The following is a 22,833-nucleotide window of genomic DNA, read 5'->3' as shown; positions in this document are numbered from 1 at the left end:
TTACTTCTCTTGCCAGCTATAGACGTATTCTTTGTTTTCTACTTTTTCCAGCTCATCCGAAAACTGAAGTGCGTGACGCGTATCAATCATGACCGCAACTTCGTCGGTGAAAGTCTTCTTATGCTCTCGCCCTGCTTTGAATGCTTTCGGGTGAGGACCATGCGTAAATCCTGCTGGATGGAATGTCACCATGCCTGCTTCAATGTTGTCACGGCTGAAAAAATCACCTGCATGGTAGAACAAGACTTCGTCATAATCGTCATTGTTGTGGTAGAACGGTACTTTGAGCGCTCCAGGATCACTTTCAATTGGACGAGGAACGAAGGTACACACCACAAATCCTGCTCCTACAAATGTAGTATGTGCCGAAGGCGGTAAATGGTAACGATGTGACATAAGTGGACGAATATCACGCCAGTTCACTTTTACTACCGCCAAATCACCATGCCAGCCAATCGCATCCAGCGGGTTGAATGGGTAAGTGATAACACTGACTTTATCGTGGCGTTTCACCTGAACCTGTGTTTGATTCTCAGAATATTGAGCACGGAACTGATCGTTGATCGACGGCGTTTCTAAAACCGCCGGATCAAACACCGCGTGGTTTCCAACCATGCCTTTTTCGGGCAATGTATAAGCCGCATCGGTGTTTTCGATCATCAGAATGAACATCGGCTCGCTTGGTTCTAAACGCCAGCTCGTTGAGCGCGGGATCATGACATAATCCCCTTCGCTCACTTTCAAATGACCATAATCACAGTAGAGATCTGCCGTACCTTGGTGGATGAATAGCAGTTCGTCGCCATCTGCATTTCTTACCAAGAAGTCCATTTTTTCATCCATACGCCAAACACGAACTTTACAATTCGCGTTGTGTAATAGATGCGGGACTGCCCACGGGGTAATATGGCTGGCTTTCTCGACTAGATTAAAATCGAACGCTCGTGGACGTAGCTCTCCCTCCCACTCAGACCACCCCGTTGGGGCATGTTGATGATGAAAATGTGTTGCGGGGCCGAAGAAGCCACTTCGACCTGCCTCACGTTCATAAATTGCCTCTTCCGGGAAGTCAGCATGCGCTTGTTTAGAGCACACTCCCTCCCGGTGAGGGAATGTGATCCATTTATGCATCACTCAATACTCCTCGACGAATTTGGTCTTCTTCTATCGATTCAAACAACGCTTTGAAGTTACCCTCGCCAAAGCCTTCATTGCCTTTACGTTGGATGATTTCGAAGAACACAGGGCCGATAACGGTTTGAGTAAAGATTTGTAGCAAGATGCCATCTTTCGTTGGTGCACCATCAATAAGAATCTGCAAATCACGAAGCTTGCTTACATCTTCACCGTGACCTTCAACACGCTGATCGACTTTCTCGTAATAAGTATCTGGCGTTGGCATAAAGTCCATGCCTCGCTCACGCAAGGTTTTGACCGTTTCGTAGATGTCGTCAGTGGTCAATGCGATGTGTTGAATACCTTCGCCATTGTATTCACGGATAAACTCTTCAATCTGTGATTTATCATCTGACGACTCATTGATAGGAATTCGGATTTTGCCGCAAGGTGCGGTCATCGCACGGCTGACAAGACCAGTCAGCTTACCTTCGATATCGAAATAACGAATTTCGCGGAAGTTACCAATGCGCTCATAGAAACCAGACCAGACATCCATGTTGCCTTGCTTAACGTTGTGCGTTAAGTGGTCGATTTCGTAAAGACCAACATTCGCTTTTGATAAACGCTCATCAGCATCATTATAAAAACGAAAATCGACATCATAGATGCTCTGCTTTCCATAACGGTCGACAAAATAAAGCAAGCTTTCACCGATGCCATAAATAGCAGGAATGCTTAGCTCCATCGGCCCAATTTCCGTTTTATATTCTTTACCGCCATTCTCTAACGCATGCGCCAGAGCAACGGTGGCGTCTTTCACACGAAATGCCATGCCACAAACCGACGGACCGTGAACTTTGGCGAATCCCTCAGCTTGGCTATGCGGCTGCGCATTCACAATAAAGCTAATATCACCTTGTCGATATAACCACGCTTCTTTTGAGCGATGCTTTGCAATCTCCGCAAAACCTAACGATATAAACAGATCTTTAAGCTGTTGAATGCCTTTGTTGTCAGCAGCGGTATATTCAACAAACTCAAATCCGTCTGTTCCTAGAGGGTTATATGCATCAACCATGACTTTCTCCTTGTCTCAGTAGCTTTTGTTTGGACTTATTTTTCTAACTTGGCGCAGGTCTTGAGAAATTGGAATACGTGGGGAGAAATCTTTATCTTGGCGATTTTTACGCATAATTGTAAAATATATGTTACACACAGAGAGCGCATCGAACCCACTTTCGTAAACATCAAACAAACTGCTTATTTTCAATATATTAGATTGATATTTTCGGCTTTACGCCAACACACAAAATGTAAACAAGTTGTTACCTTGGCATTTTATCTTGGCAACGTAGCTCAAAAAGTAAAAGGGGATGGAAAGTCTATTGCACCCTATCTCTATCCGATTTATTCATTTGATCCTGCAAAACATCAAAAGTAATGTTTCGTGACGCTTCATACAGTTCGAAAGACTCATCGGTCAGAATCGTGTCATGGATACCCCTTTATTGATTCACCTCAGTTTTATTCAAAAGTAACTGTGCCATAAGTGGTGCTCTGTTCCCTATCGAGCCGAGCCACAAGGCTTCACGCTCGATCAGAAAAAGAGACATCTAATGACACACATTAATCAAGAACGCCTAGTTAAACACTTTTGCCAACTAGTACGTATCGACAGCGAATCAAAAAACGAAAAACAAATTGCAGAAACACTGGCAGAACAGCTAGGCGAGCTAGGCTTTACCGTACGCAAACTTCCAGTGCCTGAGCACATTTCTAACGGTTTTAACGTGTACGCCCGTTTAGACGGCAAAAAAGACGGCTCTATTCTAATGAGCTGTCATATGGATACGGTCACTCCAGGTATTGGCATTGAGCCAATCATCGAAGACGGCATTATCCGTTCAAAAGGCAATACGATTCTCGGTGGCGATGATAAATCTGGTATTGCCGCCATCATGGAAGCCGTTCGTTGTATTCAAGCGGAAAACCGTGAGCACAAAACGTTAGAACTTGCTTTCACCGTGTATGAAGAAGGCGGTTTATTCGGTTCACAATACTTCGATATGTCACACGTCACTTCAACGGAAGCAGTCGTGTTAGATACGGGTGGTCCTATTGGCACTATTGTGACCGCAGCCCCAGGCCAGCAAAAAATCGTGGCAACAATCAAAGGTCGACCAGCACATGCAGGGCTTGCGCCAGAAGAAGGCATCAGTGCGATCATGGTGGCGGCAGATGCCATCAACCAAATGAAGCTGCTTCGCATCGACGAAGAAACGACAGCCAACATCGGTATAGTGAATGGCGGTCAGGCCACAAACATTGTTATGCCTGAATTAAAAATCGTGGCAGAAGCACGCTCCCTGAATGGCGATAAACTAGATGCTCAGGTCAATCATATGATCTCAACATTAGAGTCTGTCTGTGAAAAACACGGTGCAGAAGTCGACATTGAATCTAGCCGAGCCTACGACGCTTTTGTTATTGAAGAAAACCACCCGCACGTAAACGCTATAAAAGCAGCGTTTTCAGAGTTGGGAATTGACGCCTTCACAAAAGGCACTGGCGGCGGTAGCGATGCCAACAACTTTAACAAGAAAGGTCTCACAACGGTCAATCTTTCAACTGGCATGGCAAAAGTACACACGACAGAAGAGTTTATCGCGGTAAGTGATATGGTCAAAATCACTGAGTTCGTGAAACATTTCCTAGTCAGTTAACGTCATGCCTTTTGAAGAGCAGACTGACTATCTTCCCCTTCTAGCCTGTGCTTGAAGGGGATTTTAATTTGTATCGAAGCAAAATTACTTCCCGTCATGCCAACTTGATATCAGATCTTCAAAGAAATTCCCCTAGCTCACTTTTTGAGACCAGACAGCTCAACACCTGACACCCTGTTACAGTAATGTTAAAACTCGATTGTGTAGACAATTTATACAATATACATTTTTGACATCTTTCAGGATGAAAAGAGTGAGACAAGGATGAAATTACCTAAGTTGCTTTTATTAGCGTCGATGATGAGTCCAATACTGGCAACATCAAGCTATGCCGCACCGTATCCCGCAGGTGTGACCCTCGATGAGATACAAGAAATTACGCTAAACAATGGAGCTGAAGTTACTTCTATTGACCCAGCCAAGCAAGCCGCAGAGCCCGCTTTTAATCTCGGTCGAGACCTGTTTGAAGGTCTGGTCATTCAAGATAAGCAAGGTAAAACCATTCCTGGTGTTGCTGAGTCTTGGTCAGTCAATGACAACAATACGGTTTATACCTTCCACTTACGTGATGCAAAATGGTCAAATGGCGAAACGGTCACTGCACAAGATTTTGTCTACAGCTGGCAACGCTTACTGAATCCAAGCACTGCTTCACCCTACGCTTGGTTTGCGGCCATTCCAAATATCGAAAACTCGCAAGCGATTATGAAGGGCGAAGCCGAACCCGAGTCCTTGGGCGTGAAGACGCTGGATGAAAAAACATTCCAGGTAACACTCGAAGAGCCTATTCCCTTCTTTACGAAACTATTAAGTCATCCAGTGCTTGCCCCCGTTCACAAAGCGACCATTGAAAAACATGGCAACCGCTGGACCCAGCCTGAGCATATCGTTACAAATGGTGCGTTTACTGTCTCTGAATGGAAAGTTAACGAAAAACTGGTGATGGTTAAAAATCCACATTATTGGGACGCAAGCAATGTAGTGCTGGAAAAAGTCACTTGGCTACCAATTGGTGATGCAAACGTAGTGCTAAACCGCTACCTAGCTGGTGAGATAGACCAAGCGGTTTCCATTCCTGCCGCCCAGAAGAAAAAGTTAATTCAACAACGCCCACAAGAAGTGGCAAGCACCAGTGCGTCTCTTGGCTCCACATTCTATTACCTCAACACTCAACAAGGGCCAACAAAAGACGTGCGGGTTCGTAAAGCCCTCTCATATGCCATTGACCGTCAACTGTTAACGAGTGCTATTTTGAGAAACGGTGGGGTTCCAATGTATACCCTTGTGCCACCTCAAACAGATGGTTTTAAATCTCACACTCCTGAGTTCGCAACTTGGAACCGCCATAAACGTATCGAAAAAGCGCAGCAATTACTGTCAGAAGCTGGATACGATAAAAGCAATCCGCTTAAGTTAACGTTTACCGTACCAACTTTCTCGATGGACGTAAAAATGGCAACCACCATGGCAGGCATGTGGAAAAGCCGATTGGGTGCGCAAGTCACGATAAAACAGCTAGAACCGAAAGTGTTCTACGCACTTAAAGAGCCGACCGAAATTACTCGCGGCGGCTGGACGGCCGACTACAATGAAGCCTCTACATGGTTGGATATCTTCGTTTCTAGTGGCGAGTACAACGATTCTCGTTATAACAACCCGCAATACGACGAGTTAATGGCTCGCTCAAAGACCATGAGCAACCCATCAGAACTGTATTTACAAGCAGAAAGCATGCTGATTGAAGACATGGCCATTATTCCTATTTATCGTCCGGGTAACGATCAATACCTCATCAAGCCTTACGTGGGCGGCTACGAACTGACAAACCCTGAGTCGTCGTACTACCGCAAGAATGTCTATGTAAAAGCCCACTAAAAGCATGTTTTCGGTCTGAGTCGGCAAGTTCAATGTTTACTTGCCGTTCCTCATATCTCTCGGTGGAGAAGGCAACCTGAGCTCAGACCATTTTTTATTCATAACCGTTCGAAGTGATTTCGGATGACCAAAGGATGATGGATCATGATTTGGTACATTGTTAAGCGATTAGCTATCGCTATCCCCACGCTTCTATTCATCGCACTCGTATCATTTTGGCTGATGCACATTGCACCAGGGGGGCCATTTGATATGGAACGGCCTATGCCAGAGGTGGTACGTGCGAATATCGAAGCAAAATTCCATTTGGACCAGCCCTTCCTTACTCAGTTTTGGATTTACATTGGTAATTTCATACAAGGAGATCTCGGTCCGAGCTTCGTTTATCAAGACTTCAGTGTTACACAGCTCGTCGCACAATCATGGCCAGTTTCAGCAGTATTAGGCGTACTCTCCTTTTGTATTTCCGTTCCACTTGGCATGTTGCTTGGCACCATTGCGGCATTGAACCGAAATAGCCGCCTAGATTACGGCCTGATGACACTTTCGATGACTGGAGTTGTAGTTCCGGCTTTCGTGCTTGCTCCAGTTTTAGTCATGATCTTCGCTATTCAGCTCGGCTGGTTCCCTGCTGGTGGTTGGGAAGGAGGAAAGCTGGCTTTTCTTGTTCTTCCCGTGCTCAGCCTAGCGATTGGCTCCATTGCGAGTATTGCACGCGTCATGCGTGGCGCAATGATTGAAACGCTCAACCAACCATACATTCGAACGGCAAAAGCCAAAGGTTTGTCCACAACCTACATTTTATTCCATCACGCTTTGCGACCATCCCTGATTCCCGTCGTTGCGATGCTCGGTCCTGCGTTTGTGTCTGTCGTGACAGGCTCGGTAATTATCGACATTTTCTTTGGTACAGGTGGCATGGGACAACACTTTGTGTCTGGGGCTCTCAACCGCGACTACGGCCTAGTAATGGGCATTACTCTGATTGTCGCTTCACTCACTATCTTCTTTAACCTTGTGGTCGACTTGCTATATACGATTATCGACCCTCGTATACGCGTTTAGGAGTCCGGCATGTTAACGATCAAAAAACTGGATACACAAGCTCTTCAAGATCAAGTCGTCGACAATATTGAAGCCGTCGAAGGTCGCAGTCTTTGGCAGGATGCATGGACTCGATTTCGTAAAAACAGAGCCGCGATGACATCAGTGTATGTTTTGGCGTTCATTACCTTATGCATCACCTTCGGCCCCTCTCTTGCCGCTTTTGGCCATGATGAAATTGACTGGGAAGTGCTCATCGATCCATACGAGCTAGGGAGACCTTCACTGAGCAGTGGCCATTACTTTGGTACTGATGACCTCGGGCAAGATGTCTTTGCTCGCACGATGCAAGGCGGCAGGCTCTCTATTTTGGTGGGCTTTGTCGGGGCCTTAGTTGCCGTTGTTATTGGTACGATTTGGGGAAGTATTTCCGGCTATCTTGGTGGCGTTGTCGACAGCGTAATGATGCGCATTATTGAGGTGCTCGATTCGGTGCCATTTATGTTTATGGTTATCCTGTTTGTTACCCTTTTTGGCAACAACATCTACCTGATTTTTATCGTGATCGGAATGGTATCTTGGCTGGGCATTGCCCGTGTTGTACGTGGTGTCACCTTCGGTCTAAAAAAGCGAGAGTTCATCGAAGCCGCACACTCTATTGGGGTTTCTAAATTGACAATTGTCCGACGCCATGTTCTGCCTAATGTGCTTGGGATCGTGATGGTTTATTCCTCCTTAATGGTACCAGGATTCATTATGTTCGAATCGTTTTTAAGCTTCTTAGGGCTTGGTGTTCAACCACCAGACACGAGCTGGGGAATCCTAATTTCCGAAGGCGCAAAAACGATTGACGTTGCATTGTGGATGCTGCTTTTTCCCTCTCTGTTTTTAGTTGCCACCCTCTTTTGTTTTAACTTCATCGGCGATGGCTTGCGTGATGCTCTTGACCCGAAAGACCGATAAGGACAAACCCATGCTATCTATTGAAAACATGAACGTGCGCTTCGATACGCCAGATGGGCAAGTGCAAGCGGTCAGTAATCTCTCCTACTCGATTAAAGCGGGCGAAACTCTTGGGATTGTTGGGGAATCAGGTTCGGGAAAAAGCCAATCTGTTTTCGCATTAATGGGGTTAACCGCGGATAACGGCGCCGTGTCTGGAAGCGCAATGTTCCACGGTGATGATTTACTCGCGATGTCTAAAAAGCAGCTCAACCGCATCCGTGCAGAGAAAATCGGAATGATCTTTCAAGATCCGATGACGTCACTCAACCCATTTATGAAAATTGGCAAACAGCTTTGTGAAGTTCTCATGATTCATAAAGGAATGACCCGAAAACAAGCAAAAATTGAATCGATTCACATGTTGGATGCGGTGCGTATTCCCTCTCCCGAAACTAGGATGAATCAATACCCTCACGAATTATCTGGCGGAATGCGTCAGCGAATCATGATAGCGATGGCCTTGTTGTGTAAGCCCGAGTTGTTAATTGCAGACGAACCAACCACCGCGTTAGATGTAACCGTTCAAGCTCAAATTTTGACGCTATTACGAGACTTACAACAAGAGTTCAATACGGCTATTTTACTGATCACTCACGATATGGGCGTCGTCGCCGAGATGTGTGATCGCGTATTGGTCATGTATGGTGGTCAAAAAATGGAGCAATCAGATACCGAGACATTGTTCGCTCAACCTGCGCACCCCTACACTCAAGGCCTGCTAAAGGCGATTCCTTCCATCACTGAAGATATGCCACGTTTACCAACCATCCCAGGTAACCCACCAAGTGCGTTGATTAACCATCAAGGGTGTCCGTTTAGAGAGCGGTGCGAGCATCGAGAGACGCGTTGCCAATACGAACCCCCACGGCTTTCTCCATTAAACACGAGCCAGTCCATTGCCTGTCACGTTAACGCACCCAGTGTTATCACTCCTATTCAAATAAAAGCTTAAGGAGGCGTTATGAATAAAAAAGAAGTCCTCATGTCTGCTCGTGATTTAAACGTCCACTTTCCTGTGTCGCGTCACCTTATTCCAAGTCGACGTAAAATCGTGAAAGCGGTCAATGGTATCGACTTAGATGTTTATCGAGGCGAAACACTTGGCATTGTGGGGGAATCAGGCTGCGGAAAATCAACGCTTGCACGCGCCTTACTTCGCTTAATTGAACCTACACATGGCGAGTTGACTTGGAAAGGTCAAGACATGCTCGGGTTTAGTAAAAAAGAGCTTTCCTCTCGACGCAGAGAATTTCAGATGGTGTTTCAAGACCCATCCGCTTGTTTGAATCCGAGATTAACCATCTCAGAATGCATCGCCGAACCACTGCTCACCCACGAGCCGCAACTTAAACGGGCAGAGGTAGAAAAGCGTGTCATCGCTATGATGGATAAAGTGGGTCTCTTGGCGAGCCAGCGAAACCGCTATCCACATGAATTTTCCGGAGGTCAATGCCAGCGTGTGGGCATTGCTAGAGCGTTAATTCTCAATCCAGATTTGGTCGTGTGTGATGAACCTGTTAGTGCGCTAGATGTCTCCATACAAGCTCAGGTCATCAATCTTCTAGACGATCTTAAACAAGAAATGGGGTTAACACTGGTGATGATTGCGCACGACTTAAGCGTGGTGCGCCATATCAGCGACCGCGTTATGGTGATGTATCTTGGTAAACCTATGGAAGTAGGACGTTACGATAAAGTATTTGATGATGCACAACACCCCTACACCAAAGCACTGTTATCTGCTGTCCCGATAGCTAATCCGCAATTAGCACGTGACCGTGAAATACAACTATTGCCCGGCGATCTTCCTTCTCCACTTAACCCACCGAGCGGTTGCGTTTTTCGTACTCGATGCCCAGAAGCCACCGAAGTATGCGGGCAACAGAACCCAATAAAAACAGGCTCGGAGCAGCATCATATCTATTGCTCAAATATGACTTTAGGAACCATTTAATGAACAATACTAACTCAGTAAACCAACGCCTTACGTTATTGCGTGAGGCAATGTCCTTTCACAACGTGTCTGCATATATCGTGACCAACAATGACCCACATAACAGTGAATACTCAGCGGATCATTGGTTAGCGCGAAGCTGGATTTCAGGTTTTACCGGTTCTGCAGGCGATGTCGTCATTACCCAACAAGGTGGTGGCCTGTGGACTGATGGTCGTTACTATATTCAAGCTGAAGAACAGTTACACGGCACAGGACTTGAACTGTTTAAAGCCAAACAACCAGAAACACCGACAATTGCCAAATGGCTGGCTACCACGCTCCCAGAAAACAGTATTGTCGCGGTTGACGGGCGCGCCATCAGTTACGCTTTTTATCAAGGCCTCAAACAAGCCTTTGAAACGAAAAACATTAAGATCATTGTCGACCTGGATTTACTCACACCGATTTGGCTTGAAAGACCACCTCGCCCAAGTGCACCCGTATTCGAGCACCCCACCGCTTTTGCTGGCGTTGACACTGAAAATAAGTTAGCGAGAATCCGTTCTTGGTTAACCGAGAACCAAGTAGATAGCTTATTAGTGTCAACGCTAGATGATGTCATGTGGACAATGAATATTCGAGGTGGTGATACGAATTACTGCCCAGTTTCTGAAGCCTATCTAGTCGTAGAGCAATCACTTGCGACACTGTTTATTGATAAAGCCAAACTGCCTCAAGACGTTGAAAGAGCGCTGACCGAGCAGAGTGTACACATTCGCCATTACAACTACGTAAGTCAGTATTTGAATCAGCAATGTGAGGGATTATCGCTCGCTTTTAACCCGACCCACACAGACAGCTTATTGGTGAGTTCGATTGAACAGAATGTGAATCTAAAGCCAATGGCTTGCCCTGTAACGGCAATGAAGGCCATAAAAAATGCGACCGAGCTAACTAGCCTAGAACAGGTATTAACAGATGATGGTGTGGCAATCGTAAGGTTTATGAACTGGCTCGAAGAGCAAGTTCCAAGCGGACTCGTTACAGAATTGTCTGCTGAGGCACAACTGAATCACTATCGCCGTCAAACCCGACATTATGTGAGTGACAGTTTCCGCACTATCGCAGGCTTCGCAGCTCACGGGGCAAAAATGCATTATGCCGCCGATGAAGAAAGCAATGCGGCAGTCAATGAAAGCAACTTCTTTCTCGTCGATTCTGGTGGCCAATACCTTGGCGGGACAACAGACATCACCCGTACTTTCCACTTCGGGTCACCGACCATTAAGCAGCGCAAAGATTATACCTTGGTGCTCAAAGCGGTCATCCGACTGACTCAGACTCGATTCATGAAAGGCTCTACGGGTGCCAATCTTGATATAATGGCGCGTGGCGTCTTATGGCAACATGGTATTGATTACAAGTGCGGCACTGGACACGGCGTGGGCATTTGCTTGAATGTTCACGAAGGCCCACAAAATTTCTCGCAAAGCCACCATGAGGTTGAGCTAAAACCGGGTATGGTCATTACTAATGAACCAGGCGTTTATCGCGAAGGTGAGTACGGGGTAAGAATAGAGAACATTCTTAAAGTTGTAGAAGTAGAACAAAATGAGTTCGGCACGTTCTACGGTTTTGAGACCATCACTCTTGCTCCAATTGCGACCAACGCCCTTGATTTATCAATGCTAGATCAAGCAGAGCTAGACTGGCTCAATCATTACCATTCACGAGTCTATCAAGCACTTAGCCCTTTTCTTGATACGCAAGATAAAAACTGGCTTCAACGCACAACCCAACTTATTGAGAAATAGGATATCAGCAAGCTTTATAACGTTTTCATTTTCATCTCAAACTCCTTGTTTGCCAGCCTTCGGGCTGGTTTTTTTTATAGAGATAACGGCGTGAAAAACAAAAACGCCCCGCAATGTTAGCGAGGCGATCAATTAAATTAAAATGATGCAGTTAAAATGCCCTATTGACGACACTTCTGAGCATCAAAATCAACGACGATGGCGGCATTCTCAAAGTCACCAGATACTTTAACATAGCCCTAGTAGTTACTCTGATTTGACAACGTAATACACTCTCCATTACCAATATTATCTGACCACCCGTGAAGATTAGTACCATCCGGCCAACCAGAGTTACTGTATTCAAGCTTTAGGTTGCCCGTACCGTTTCCCGTCGTTATCGCCAGATTTGAGCTCTCATTCACCGCTGGCACGCTCAGCCAAATGGCTTGTTGATTTGCCAAGCAAACGGGCTCTCCTGCTGTTAGGCGTCCACCGCTTACTTTACTTTGCACCGCGCAGTCTTGTGGCAATGTGTCATTACCGCCCAACGCTGAGATAACAACAGTATGAGTGGCGGTTGCCGTCAAGCCTTCACTGTCTGTCACACTTAGGCTGACCGAATACTCCCCTTCACTCCCATATTGGTGCGTCGGCTTGGTTTGTGTACTTGTCGAGCCATCACCGAAGTCCCATAAGACGCTGACGATCTTCCCGTTTGGGTCTGTACTGTTTTCACTGCTAAATGTAAAGCTTTCACCGACTTTCCCCTTACTGTTTGCGGTTATGACTGCATTAGGTGCACCATTTGAGACAAGGGCTTGCTGCCACTGCTCAAACTCACTTTGATATAAATTCGCCCATTGGGTGATCGTTGCTTTGTAATTGCTCCAATTCCCCTGGCGTGTTTCCACCAGCATTTGGTTTACGTCATCTTTATGATTTTCAAACATAAAACGTACAGCTAAGTACCCCCAACGATAAATTCGATCGACATCAAACCCATCATAAGTAGTCTCGAAAATCTCACTTAAGGTATATGTCGAGCCGTCTAGAATCGTCTCAAGTGCTGCTTGGTTGTCATTTTCTTGAGCGACATACTCTGCAATGCCTTCACTCCACCACACTATTTTTTCAGTTGGATGACTAAACCCTCCATAGAGATCAAATCGACCATCTAAGTAATGCACGTATTCGTGCTCTAAGTTCCAGACAAAGTGATCCGCGTTCGCATAAGAGGCTTCATAAGCAATAAAGTTGGGAATATTCCCCGGCTGGGAAGGATCGCCCTCCAAGTACATACCGCCATTGTCAGTACTAATATCGAAAATTGGCCCTGCGTACTTACCATAATCGGTGCTTGAATCGAAGATATTGACTTGGAGCTGAGTATTGTGGTCATCTTTTACTGGCTGTTCACCAGTTTCTAAAGACTGATGAAAGTAACCCTCTTCGTAACCCATTTTAGAACATGCGGCCGCGTGTTGCTCTTGCGTCATATTCTGGGACAATATTCGAATTGTCGGACTACAGGTATAAGTTTGCGATAGCACCAAGCCTTTTAGCTCAGTTTCGAAATTACAAATTCCGAACTCACTACAATCTGCGTAATATGAGGCGGTGTCCGCCGCCGCAAGCCAAACCGAGTCACCCCGACCATACATTTCATACTGTTCAAAGATTCGACTCAGCTGACTCTTCACAACAGAACTCGCGTTACCCGTATACTTGGTCAGACGCCCGAGCTCTCGCCCCGCATTCGCGGCCATAAACTCATCTTCAGCACCGATTGATGACGCCCTTAGAGCGAAATCGCCTAAAGCTTTGGCAAGGTCCGTTTGGTTGCCAATTATTTGCACAAATTGCTCGTTCCACTGCCCACCAAACAAAATAGTAAAAACACCGTTAACCGCATTGCGCATATACCAGTGCTGGGCGTATTGATCATTCCAACGAGTAAGCCACTGGGTCACTTGTGGTAAGTACGCGTGCTGCAAGCCCGCACTATCCATAGTGATGATGACTTCACTAAGCACTTTGCCGTGACGGTCGCTGTTCTCGTAGAAATTTGCGTTGTTAACAAACGCATCCACTGATTCTTTCACCGCTGGGGTGACCCATTCAATAAATGAGATGTTGTCATTGTAAAACTCGGCGTAATAACCCGCGCGCAAGTATAAGAACAACGTTTCTAGTTCATCGCTCCCGCCACCTGTATACCCCTTCGCCAATGTCGTAGTACGCTTCGCAATGTTGTACATATGATCGGAGCTAAATACCGACTCTTGAATCCGACTTTCAGCAGAGAATAGCTGGTTCACACACGTCGCGCCCTGACTTAAAATTTCGCCGATCAATTGGTTACTGCTTTCGGTAACCAATGCTTCCAAATCACAAGCAGTGCTCGACTCATCAAGGCTTTCAAGTGACTGTACTCGAGTTGCCTTGGAAGGCTGAATAGGGAGAGTTGCGGTTGGTTGGTATTCAACTCGATTGGATTCAACACCGTGTGTATGAGCCGAATGTGCATGTTGCTCTGTAACTTGAGAAACTGGCTCGCTTAACGCAAATACGCCAGTGCTGGTTAATGTTGTCGCAATCGCGACACTCAAAGTCTTCAGTTCCATCTAATTTCTTCTATATTGAGTTTTCCTTAGATGCATTACGTCTTTTGCATCGCCACTGCCCTTATTACTGCAAGAGCATCTCCATATAATCTACTCGCAAGACAAGAAGAAACATTTTGTTAACAACTAGATGTGGCGGTATCAGTTTTTGGTACTCGAGTTGCCGTTGCACGGGCTTGCCAGAAATCGATTTGCTTTAGTAATATTGATCAACTAGTTGTTTATCTTTCCATTCAAATATCTTTTATTGCTCCTCACAAAAGCTATAAAATGGTTTCTTTTCTTTTTGCTAAACAACTCCTATGACCGACGCTGATATTGAGCTACAACACCTTTGGTTAGAAGTCCAAGCCGAACGCTGGCAAAACCTGCCACGCTTTTTATTCAGTTACTACTGCTACAAGCACAACCTTGTCAGTAAAACCAACAAAGTTTGCTGGGAGACGGCACGTGCAAGACTGCCCGCTTCAACATCAATAAAAGAGCGAAAAAACGCGGTGGTTGAACCGTTAGTCTCTGAGGAAACCGTCGTTGGGTTATTGAAAACCATCAGCAAAGATGGGGAAATGACGTTTGACGTGATGGTAACCACACTTAATACGTTTTTGCACTATGTTGTGATTAGCAAGGAAGAAAAAGCGCAACTTAAATCAAACATGCCAGCTAGTTGGTATCAGCAATCGAACAAGTCGCCTTTGGCACGTTTCGAGCAAGCTGGCATTAAGCTACAAGAGTGATATGTCAGTCATCGCTGAAGATAAACACAAAAGACAAGCGCCTACAATGAGGCGCATTTGATCAAAAATTGAGGTGCCCCTAAACAAAAGTGCAAAGTGACCAACAAAGCAAAAGTTTGGTTATTCTTGAATGCCTCGAATGCGTACATTACGTCTACGTAAAACTTCTAATGTCACGAGCAAACACACCGACATAAAAATCAACAACGTAGCGACCGCCAATATGGTCGGACTAATTTGCTCTCGAATTCCTGACCACATCTGCCTCGGAACGGTTTTTTGTTCTGCCCCAGTCAGGAATAACGCTACCACAACCTCGTCGAACGAAGTGCCAAAAGCAAACAAGCCGCCAGATATCATCCCCGGACGAATCAGCGGAAAGGTAATGTGTCTGAAAGTATAAACAGGGTTTGCTCCTAAGCTAGCCGCCGCTTTTACCAAGCTATGGTCAAAGCCGCTTAACGTCGCAGTAACGGTAATGACGACAAAAGGCGTACCTAAAGCAGCGTGTGCCAAAATGACGCCTAGATAAGTTTGTGACAAGCCAAGGCGCGTGTAGAAAAAGTACATCGCAGCAGCAGAGATAATGACTGGTACGATCATGGGTGAGATCAACAGCGCCATAATCGTATTGCGAAAAGGCAAATTACTACTGGCTAAACCCAACGCCGCCAGAGTTCCTAGCCCTGTTGCAACGAGTGTCGCCACAAAAGCAATAAACGTGCTGTTTTTCAGCGCCAACAGCCACTGTTCACTAGTAAACATTTCTTGATACCAGCGAGTAGAATACGCTTCCGAATCAAGGTTTAACATCCCCTCGGTAAAAGTAAAGTAAGGCGTTGCATTAAACGATAACGGGATGATGGTCAGAATTGGAGCGATTAAAAAGAACAGCACCACCCCACAAAAAGCTAAGTAACCTGCGTAAGCAACTCGCTCTACTTTTGATGCATAGTTTGGTAATGCCATGGTTATCCTCCTACCTTAAGGTTATTCATGCCAACCACACGGTTGAATATATAAAACAGAACCAGTACAACGAACAAAAGCAGTCCACCCAATGCGCCAGCCATCCCCCAGTTCAGTGATGTCTGCATATGATAGGCAATCATATTGGAGATCATCTGTCCGCTTCTTCCACCAACCAAAGCGGGCGTAATGTAGAAGCCAATAGAAAGAATGAAAGTAAGCAAGGCCCCCGCACCTATCCCCGGTAACGTAAGCGGCATATAAACTTTGATGAACGCAATGAAAGGCGTCGCGCCTAGAGAACGAGCGGCACGGAAATAAGTTGGGCTAATTCCTTTCATTACGCTATACAGAGGCAGGATCATAAAAGGCAACAGAATGTGCACCATAGACACCACCGTTCCGAAGGTATTGTGAATCATCTGAATTCGCTCAGAAGTAAAACCCGACCAAATAAGGAGATCATTAATGACCCCTTGGTTTTGCAGCAGAACAATCCAAGACGTGGTTCTGACTAACAATGATGTCCAAAATGGCAGCAGCACAATAATTAAAAGTAAGTTCGCGCGCTTATCAGGTAAATTGGCAAGCAGGTAAGCAACGGGGTACGCCATCACCAAACAAATTAAGGTGATTGAAATAGACATCCAAAAAGTTTTAAAGAAAAGATCGACGTATATTTGGCGTTTTTCTGGTTGGGGCTCAATGTCTCCAAACTCATTCACTTGCAAGTCTAGCGCAGCAAGATAATGACTGAATGTTAATGCGCCACTAAGATTCTTAAACGCCGCCCAATATTTAGGATTAGCCCAACGCTTATCCAGCTTAGCCAACTGTGTCACCGAGATCGGCAGCGACGTCAACCGAGACAACTTTCTGCCGGTTTTCATGAGTAAACTGCGCATACCAGACTCTTCAATATTCATCCGGTTGGCTATTTTCGGTAGCTCTTTGCTTTGATAAAGCGCAAGTACCTCAACAGAGAATGCCTCAATGACTTCTTGATGAGGCTGACCTTGATAATCCCAACTTTCTAAAGCTTGAATAGTTTGTGGGAGTGACTGGGATATTTCTCGGTTATCCACGCTTCGAAAAAGCATGTCGAGGATAGGAAAAGCAAACGTAAGCAGAATAAAACACACCAATGGCGTTGTGAGCATAATGGAGCGAAGCTTTTTTCGGCGCTCTGCCTTTTGCAGCTGCGCTTTCAGATTGGTTTCTTGCTCATGAACTTGGCGTTCGATTTCCAATACAGAATCTAATGCGGTTAGCTCTCGACTCATGCTGCTACCTCGCTACTTTGAGTTTGTGTCCCATCAAGAGCATGGCAATCGTCACTTTGCCAACCAATACGACAAATTGAGCCAGGCGTTAACTGCAAGTGTTTACGATTATCGTTAGGTACTTTAACGATGAAGTGACCAACGCTCTCTACTTCGACGACCAGACGATAATGATCACCGTGATAAATCAATTCTCGTAGGACGCCCGAGACTTGGTTCTCACAAGACGCTTTCTCTGGTTGAATAACAATCTTTTCTGGTCGAATGGAAAGTGTTGTTCTCTGCCCTTGCTCAGAGACTCTGACAGGTTTCGCAGTAAATAACTCTTTCCCAACGAGCACTTGGCAATACTTTCCGTCCCACTCTTTGACTAAACCTGAGAGTTGGTTGTTTTCTCCGATAAACTGCGCAACAAACGTATTACTCGGAGATTCATAAAGCTCGGTTGGTGTCGCGAGTTGTTGCACTTCGCCGTGATTAAAAACCGCAATACGGTCGGACATAGTGAGAGCTTCGTCTTGATCGTGCGTCACATACAAAATGGTAATGCCAAGCTTTTCATGCAAATGTTTAATTTCCATCTGCATTTGCTCACGCAGCTGCTTATCTAACGCGCCTAGTGGTTCATCCATCAACACGAGTTTAGGCTCAAACACTAATGCTCGCGCTAACGCAACACGCTGTTGTTGACCACCTGATAACTGCTTCGGGTATCGAGTCGCAACATGCTCAAGCTCGACCATTTCTAATACACTCTGAACTTTGCTTTGAATCGTGTCACTGTCGAGTTTTCGCACCTTTAAAGGAAACGCAAGATTCTCAGCAATGGTCATATGTGGAAACAACGCATAGTTTTGAAACACCATACCAATATCGCGCTTGTGCGGCGCGAGATGATTGACAGGAACGCCATCGATATAAATGTCTCCACCGGTCGCAGTTTCAAAGCCTGCTAGCATCATCAAGCAAGTGGTCTTGCCCGATCCTGACGGCCCCAACATAGTAACGAACTCTCCAGGAGCAATATCTAAGTTGAAGTCTTTCACCACCAAATTCGTGCCATCGTAGGTTTTCTTAACGTGTTGAAAGCTGACATAGTCCTTGTTTTCCGTGCTCATGACTTCCCTCTTCTCATTTTTTGAATATTACGAATGAGTAGAGCGTCAGTTAACGCTCTACTAAACAGCACAATTACAGATTGTATTTGGATAGGTCTAAGCGGGTTTCTAACGCATGTTCAACCATTTGAATGACTTGTTGACGCTCTTCACCTTGTAAGAGTTGGCGTGGCGCACGAACTTGTTCAGAGCCACGTCCGCAGACTTGCTCGGCCAATTTTATGCACTGAACCAGCGTAGGAATGGTGTCTAAACGCAGTAGCGGTAAGAACCAACGGTAGATTTCTAACGCTTCAGCATAACGACCTTGGCTTGCCAGTTTATAAATCGCGACGGATTCTTCTGGGAATGCGTTGGTTAAACCAGAAATCCAGCCGGTCGCACCTAGCATCAATGATTCAAGAGCGATGTCATCAACACCGCTGAACACGGTAAAGCGGTCATCAAATTTATTGTAAAGCTCAGTGATACGACGAGTATCAGTGGTCGACTCTTTGATAGCTACAATGCTTTCAAACTCAGCCAGTTTCGCCATGATGTCGAGGTTTACATCGACACCATAAGCAACCGGGTTGTTGTAAATCATGATTGGCATTTCTGGCGTTGCTTCCGCTAGCGTGCGGTAATATTCGAACGTTTCGCTCTCAGACGTGCGGTAAACCATGGCAGGCATCACCATACAACCATCGATACCAATTTTGTACGCATCCTGCATGTAATCAACAGCTGCTGTGGTAATAGACTCTGCTGTACCAGCAATCAAAGGCACACGGCCATTTACGACTTCTTTTGCCGCTTGCAAGACCTGGCGTTTCTCCTCCGGGTACAACGCACAGTTCTCACCGACAGTACCCAAGCAGATAATGCCATTCACACCATCTTTAATTTGGTTATCTATAACAGTTTGCGTTGCGTCTAAGTCGATTGACTGATCTTGACGAAATTGCGTACTGACCGCCGGATAAACACCTTTCCAATCAATTTTCATGAACTACTTTCCTTATATATATATTGTATGCAATTTAAATGAACGAGCAAAAATGCTCAGGCATGGCTATCTATGCCATTTTCTAACAACACCGCCTTTACAGCGGCCAAATCAGCCAAAGCACTGCCAACTGATTTGTATAAAGTAATGACCTCATCGTTTTGACGTCCTGAGATTTGTTGGGCGCAAAGCTGCGGTAATTCCCCTCTAATATCGTCTGACGTGAACACGCCCTCTTGAATTGGAATGAGAAGATCGCCCGCTTCGGCTAATACATTAATACGGCTATCAACATACACCTGTGCTCGTTGCACTGCTTCGGAGTCGCATTCACGCTTATCCAAGTCATGATTACCGACCAAATCAATATGGGTGCCCGGCTGCACGTCTGCGCCATTAAACAAAGGCTCTGCTGATGCAGTAATACAGCTGATGATGTCAACGTGTTTGATAACGTGGTCCACTTTTTCTACGACTGAAACGCGAAACCGACGCTCATCAGGAAGCGACTGATACTCTGAAGATGACACAATGGCATCTACCGTCGCCTCGGCTTTATCTGAGTTACGCCCCCAAATATAAACCTGCTTAAGTGGGCGAACCGCAGCGTATGCCCACGCAAAATAAGGCGCAAGATTGCCCGTTCCGCAGATCAACAGACGATCAGCATCGGGACGCGCCAAATAGTCCGCTGCCAACGCAGAAGCTGCGGCGGTGCGCCAAAACGTTAAAACTTTACCGTCCACGAGTGCGAGCGGCTCACCATCGTTTCGTCTAAAAACAAGCAGCTTAGATGCAAGCGTATCTTTGCCTTGCTCAGGGTTATGCGGGAAATACGTAAAGGCTTTCACCGCAATTAACTCCTGGTTCCAAGCTGGAAGTAGCGCAAACGCCTCGTATTCTCCCTCTTCTAAGGGCATGACTCGGCGTTGAGGTATTGTTGCTGGCCGCGAGTACATTTCACGCATCGTTTCAATAAGAGACTTCATTGTTAAACATTGCGCGACTTGCTGTGCTTCGATGACTTTCATCATTTCTCCGAAAACATAAATACAGTTGAGGAAAAGTACGGAACCTCGCTTATGGATGAAAACTCGGTCCCATACAAAAATTAACGCCTAGTTAAGCAGCCAGGTGTTGAACTCTTCATTGAGTTCATCAGCGTAGTCTGACCACCATTCATCGTTAATCAGGAAGGCGGTTTGGAAGTTTTGAGGTGCGGTAGGAAGGTTCGCTAAAATGTCTGGGTTCACCTCCGCCGAAGACGACTTACGCGTAGGCCCATAGGCAACGTACTTAGCTTGATCAGCTAATGGTTTTGTTCCTGAAGAAAAAGCAATGAAGTCCAATGCAAGCTTTGTGTTCTCACTCCCTTTAGGTATCGCCCATCCATTCATGTAACCCATTTGACGGTCCCATATAATCCGAAATGGTTGACCCTCATCTTTACGGGCATTGTGAATTCGGCCGTTAAACGCCGAGGCGATCACCACTTCTTTGTCAGCAAGCATTTGAGGTGGCTGGGCACCTGTTGTCCACCACAGCACTTCTGATTTGATCGTATCCAACTTAGCAAAAGCACGCTCACGCCCCGCTTCGGTTTCGAGCAGGCTGTAGACCTCTTTTGGCTTTACACCATCAGCCAATAGTGCCCACTCAAGATTACCCTGAGGCTGTTTTTGCAATGCACGTCGACCTGGAAAAGTTTTTAGGTCAAAGAGATCGGTCAACTTGCTAGGCAAAGCCTTACCTTTAAACGCGTCTTCGTTCACCGCTAATACAGTGGACACTACGATGGTATTGATTGCGCACTCGTGAATCGCACCATCAATAAAATCCTCTTGTGCTGGTGTTCCATCTGCGCCCGGAGGCAAAATACTTGGGTTCACTGGTTCTAGTAACCCTTCGGCGCAACCACGAACAATGTCTGGCTTGTCGAGAGAAACCAAATCCCAGCGCACGTTGTTCGCTTCCACCTGTGCTTTAATTTCGGCTAATCCGCCGCTGAAATCCTCGGATACGATCTCGACACCTGTTTTTTTAATGAAAGGCTTGTGATATGCCTCCACTTGGCTCTTGGTGAATGCACCACCCCAAGACACGACCGTCAATTTGTCTTCAGCATAAGCAGAGGTCCCCAACAGCATTCCTGAAATCAACAGCGCCAATGGTGCTTTGGTCATTCGTGACATGTTTTACTCCTTTTGGTTGTTTTTCTGGAGGCATCCGAGTACGGCTGTTGGACACCATTTTTGTTAAAATTAAGTTAACATTAGCATTTAATATATTTTATACAATATTTAATATTAAGTTTTTTCAGGCGAATCGTTGTAATGAAAAAGGTGAAAGATCAATCGATGTCGGCTTTCCTTCGATAAGCTCTAAAAGGAGATCTGCCGTAATCGCCGCTTGAGTTAATCCAAGGTGTTGGTGGCCAAATGCCAGTAATACATTTCCATCCCAAATGCTATCAATAACCGGTAACGAGTCGACTGTTGAAGGCCGATTCCCCATCCACTTTTCTCCTTGCTTGAGTGGATGTAACCTCGATTCAAACATCTCATCACCTAACTGAAAAAGCATTTCTGAACGTTTCATATTGGGTGGTGACTCTACATCGGCATACTCAACAGTGCCTGCCAAGCGTAGCCCGCCAGACATCGGAGTCATGATGAATTTTCTATCGGCAGAGCTAATAGGAAATGGCAATACATCACGCTTGTCATCCACCATTAGGTGATAACCACGCTCGGCTTGAATAGGCACTTTGACTCCGGTTAGCTGCCGTATCAAAGGCTTAGAATGTACACCAGCGGCAACAATGATTCGGTCAAATGAATACGTTTGAGACTCAACCAGCACCTCGCCATTTTTCGCCAACGCAGATACACCTTTTTGTAAAACCATACCGCCAAGAACTTCAAAAGCTTCACTTAGCTCAACACAGAGCTGATAAGGGTCTAGCGTATGACCTGTATCGGGAAAAAAGACGCCGACAAAAACCTTATGGCTGAGATCAGGTATCCTCTCTCGAATCGCCTCTTGTGTCCAAACTTGATACGCCACACCGTTTTTAGCCAGTGAGTTAAGCGTACTTTGGTAGTCTTTAAACAGTTTCTCGTTTTCAAAAGTGAGCAATGAACCATTCATTTTTATTAGATGCGCTTTTCCGATTGAATCAAGCATGCCACGCCAACTTGCCACTGACCGCTCGTTAAGAGTTTTAATCGCGTTTTTTGCCTGCTCCGCGGCTGATGGCTTTGTTTGTAATAGAAAACGAATCATCCACCCGATAGTGCTTGGAATATCTTGCCAACGGATCGAAACCGGACTTTTGGGATCTAGCAGCATTTTAGGTAATTGTGAAAGCAGCGCTGGCGTTGCAAGAGGGAAGATTTGCTCAGTCGCGATATGGCCTGCATTTCCCTTAGAGCATCCATTCCCCACGCCATTGGGATCAAAAATCGTGACTTGATAACCTTGCTGCTGCAACTTCAATCCAATTGATAAGCCGATAATTCCCGCACCTATCACGGCGATCCTTTCCTTTTTGGTTTCATCCTTGACCAACATAAATATGCTCCGAGTCACACTTGAAAACGTAGATTGTATACAA

The 22,833-nt window shown here is 45.7% G+C and carries 17 protein-coding genes and 1 pseudogene; 8 read left to right on the top strand and 10 right to left on the bottom strand.

What is annotated here, in order from left to right:
* A complete protein-coding gene (locus R7E42_RS00600) occupies window positions 1-1,131 on the bottom strand; it encodes a homogentisate 1,2-dioxygenase (protein ID WP_005388948.1) in 1,131 nt (376 codons plus the stop codon).
* The gene (gene hppD, locus R7E42_RS00595) at window positions 1,124-2,197 is read right to left on the bottom strand and encodes a 4-hydroxyphenylpyruvate dioxygenase (RefSeq protein ID WP_130546050.1); all 1,074 of its coding nucleotides are present in this window, start codon (window positions 2,195-2,197) and stop codon (window positions 1,124-1,126) included. Before hppD ends, R7E42_RS00600 begins: the two co-directional genes overlap by 8 nt.
* 538 nt (window positions 2,198-2,735) lie before the next feature.
* Between hppD and R7E42_RS00590 the strand changes: the two genes are divergently transcribed.
* From R7E42_RS00590 to R7E42_RS00560, 7 genes are all read left to right on the top strand, one after another.
* Window positions 2,736-3,842, top strand: coding sequence for a M20/M25/M40 family metallo-hydrolase (locus R7E42_RS00590; protein WP_167415164.1), 1,107 nt, complete (start codon window positions 2,736-2,738; stop codon window positions 3,840-3,842).
* A gap of 264 nt (window positions 3,843-4,106) precedes the next feature.
* Entirely contained in the window at window positions 4,107-5,717 is a 1,611-nt protein-coding gene (locus tag R7E42_RS00585; RefSeq protein ID WP_258657716.1) for a peptide ABC transporter substrate-binding protein, read from the top strand.
* Window positions 5,718-5,861: 144 nt separating this feature from the next.
* Window positions 5,862-6,782 (top strand): oligopeptide ABC transporter permease OppB, encoded by a 921-nt coding sequence (oppB, locus tag R7E42_RS00580; RefSeq protein ID WP_005377838.1) that lies wholly within the window; start codon window positions 5,862-5,864, stop codon window positions 6,780-6,782.
* 9 nt (window positions 6,783-6,791) lie between these two features.
* On the top strand, window positions 6,792-7,724 hold the full coding sequence (locus R7E42_RS00575; protein ID WP_074191232.1) for an ABC transporter permease subunit: 933 nt from the start codon (window positions 6,792-6,794) through the stop codon (window positions 7,722-7,724).
* Between the two features lie 10 nt (window positions 7,725-7,734).
* A complete protein-coding gene (locus R7E42_RS00570) occupies window positions 7,735-8,718 on the top strand; it encodes an oligopeptide/dipeptide ABC transporter ATP-binding protein (protein ID WP_318072258.1) in 984 nt (327 codons plus the stop codon).
* A 9-nt stretch (window positions 8,719-8,727) separates the two neighbouring features.
* Window positions 8,728-9,720 (top strand): ABC transporter ATP-binding protein, encoded by a 993-nt coding sequence (locus tag R7E42_RS00565; protein ID WP_053306923.1) that lies wholly within the window; start codon window positions 8,728-8,730, stop codon window positions 9,718-9,720.
* Window positions 9,720-11,516, top strand: a complete 1,797-nt coding sequence (locus R7E42_RS00560; RefSeq protein ID WP_151514720.1) for an aminopeptidase P family protein — start codon at window positions 9,720-9,722, stop codon at window positions 11,514-11,516. The genes R7E42_RS00565 and R7E42_RS00560 overlap by 1 nt, the downstream gene beginning before the upstream one ends.
* Window positions 11,517-11,677: 161 nt before the next feature.
* On the opposite strand, the pseudogene R7E42_RS00555 reads toward R7E42_RS00560, so the two are convergent.
* Window positions 11,678-14,122 (bottom strand): annotated as a pseudogene (locus R7E42_RS00555) (collagenase).
* A gap of 302 nt (window positions 14,123-14,424) precedes the next feature.
* On the opposite strand from R7E42_RS00555, the gene R7E42_RS00550 reads away from it, so the two are divergent.
* Complete coding sequence (locus R7E42_RS00550; RefSeq protein ID WP_262590709.1) at window positions 14,425-14,859, top strand: hypothetical protein; 435 nt, start codon at window positions 14,425-14,427, stop codon at window positions 14,857-14,859.
* 120 nt (window positions 14,860-14,979) lie between these two features.
* Here the strand turns inward: R7E42_RS00550 and R7E42_RS00545 are convergent, their stop codons facing one another.
* The 7 genes from R7E42_RS00545 to R7E42_RS00515 form a co-directional block, all read right to left on the bottom strand.
* Window positions 14,980-15,828 (bottom strand): ABC transporter permease, encoded by an 849-nt coding sequence (locus R7E42_RS00545; protein ID WP_213968899.1) that lies wholly within the window; start codon window positions 15,826-15,828, stop codon window positions 14,980-14,982.
* A 2-nt stretch (window positions 15,829-15,830) separates the two neighbouring features.
* On the bottom strand, window positions 15,831-17,111 hold the full coding sequence (locus tag R7E42_RS00540; protein WP_017633958.1) for an ABC transporter permease: 1,281 nt from the start codon (window positions 17,109-17,111) through the stop codon (window positions 15,831-15,833).
* Window positions 17,108-18,229: an ABC transporter ATP-binding protein gene (locus tag R7E42_RS00535; protein WP_054866064.1), complete on the bottom strand. Its 1,122-nt coding sequence runs from the start codon at window positions 18,227-18,229 to the stop codon at window positions 17,108-17,110. The genes R7E42_RS00540 and R7E42_RS00535 overlap by 4 nt, the downstream gene beginning before the upstream one ends.
* 73 nt (window positions 18,230-18,302) lie before the next feature.
* Entirely contained in the window at window positions 18,303-19,217 is a 915-nt protein-coding gene (locus R7E42_RS00530) for a dihydrodipicolinate synthase family protein (RefSeq protein WP_005377851.1), read from the bottom strand.
* Window positions 19,218-19,273: 56 nt separating this feature from the next.
* Window positions 19,274-20,248, bottom strand: a complete 975-nt coding sequence (locus R7E42_RS00525; protein WP_170890649.1) for an ornithine cyclodeaminase family protein — start codon at window positions 20,246-20,248, stop codon at window positions 19,274-19,276.
* An 87-nt stretch (window positions 20,249-20,335) separates the two neighbouring features.
* Entirely contained in the window at window positions 20,336-21,409 is a 1,074-nt protein-coding gene (locus R7E42_RS00520) for a polyamine ABC transporter substrate-binding protein (protein ID WP_170890587.1), read from the bottom strand.
* Between the two features lie 124 nt (window positions 21,410-21,533).
* On the bottom strand, window positions 21,534-22,790 hold the full coding sequence (locus R7E42_RS00515; RefSeq protein ID WP_170890586.1) for an NAD(P)/FAD-dependent oxidoreductase: 1,257 nt from the start codon (window positions 22,788-22,790) through the stop codon (window positions 21,534-21,536).
* Between the last annotated feature and the right edge of the window lie 43 nt (window positions 22,791-22,833).

Source organism: Vibrio sp. Vb1337 (assembly GCF_033338715.1).
Classification (GTDB): domain Bacteria; phylum Pseudomonadota; class Gammaproteobacteria; order Enterobacterales; family Vibrionaceae; genus Vibrio; species Vibrio alginolyticus.
The sequence above is the reverse complement of the archived record's forward strand: the minus strand, read 5'-3'. Positions and strand labels throughout refer to the sequence as shown.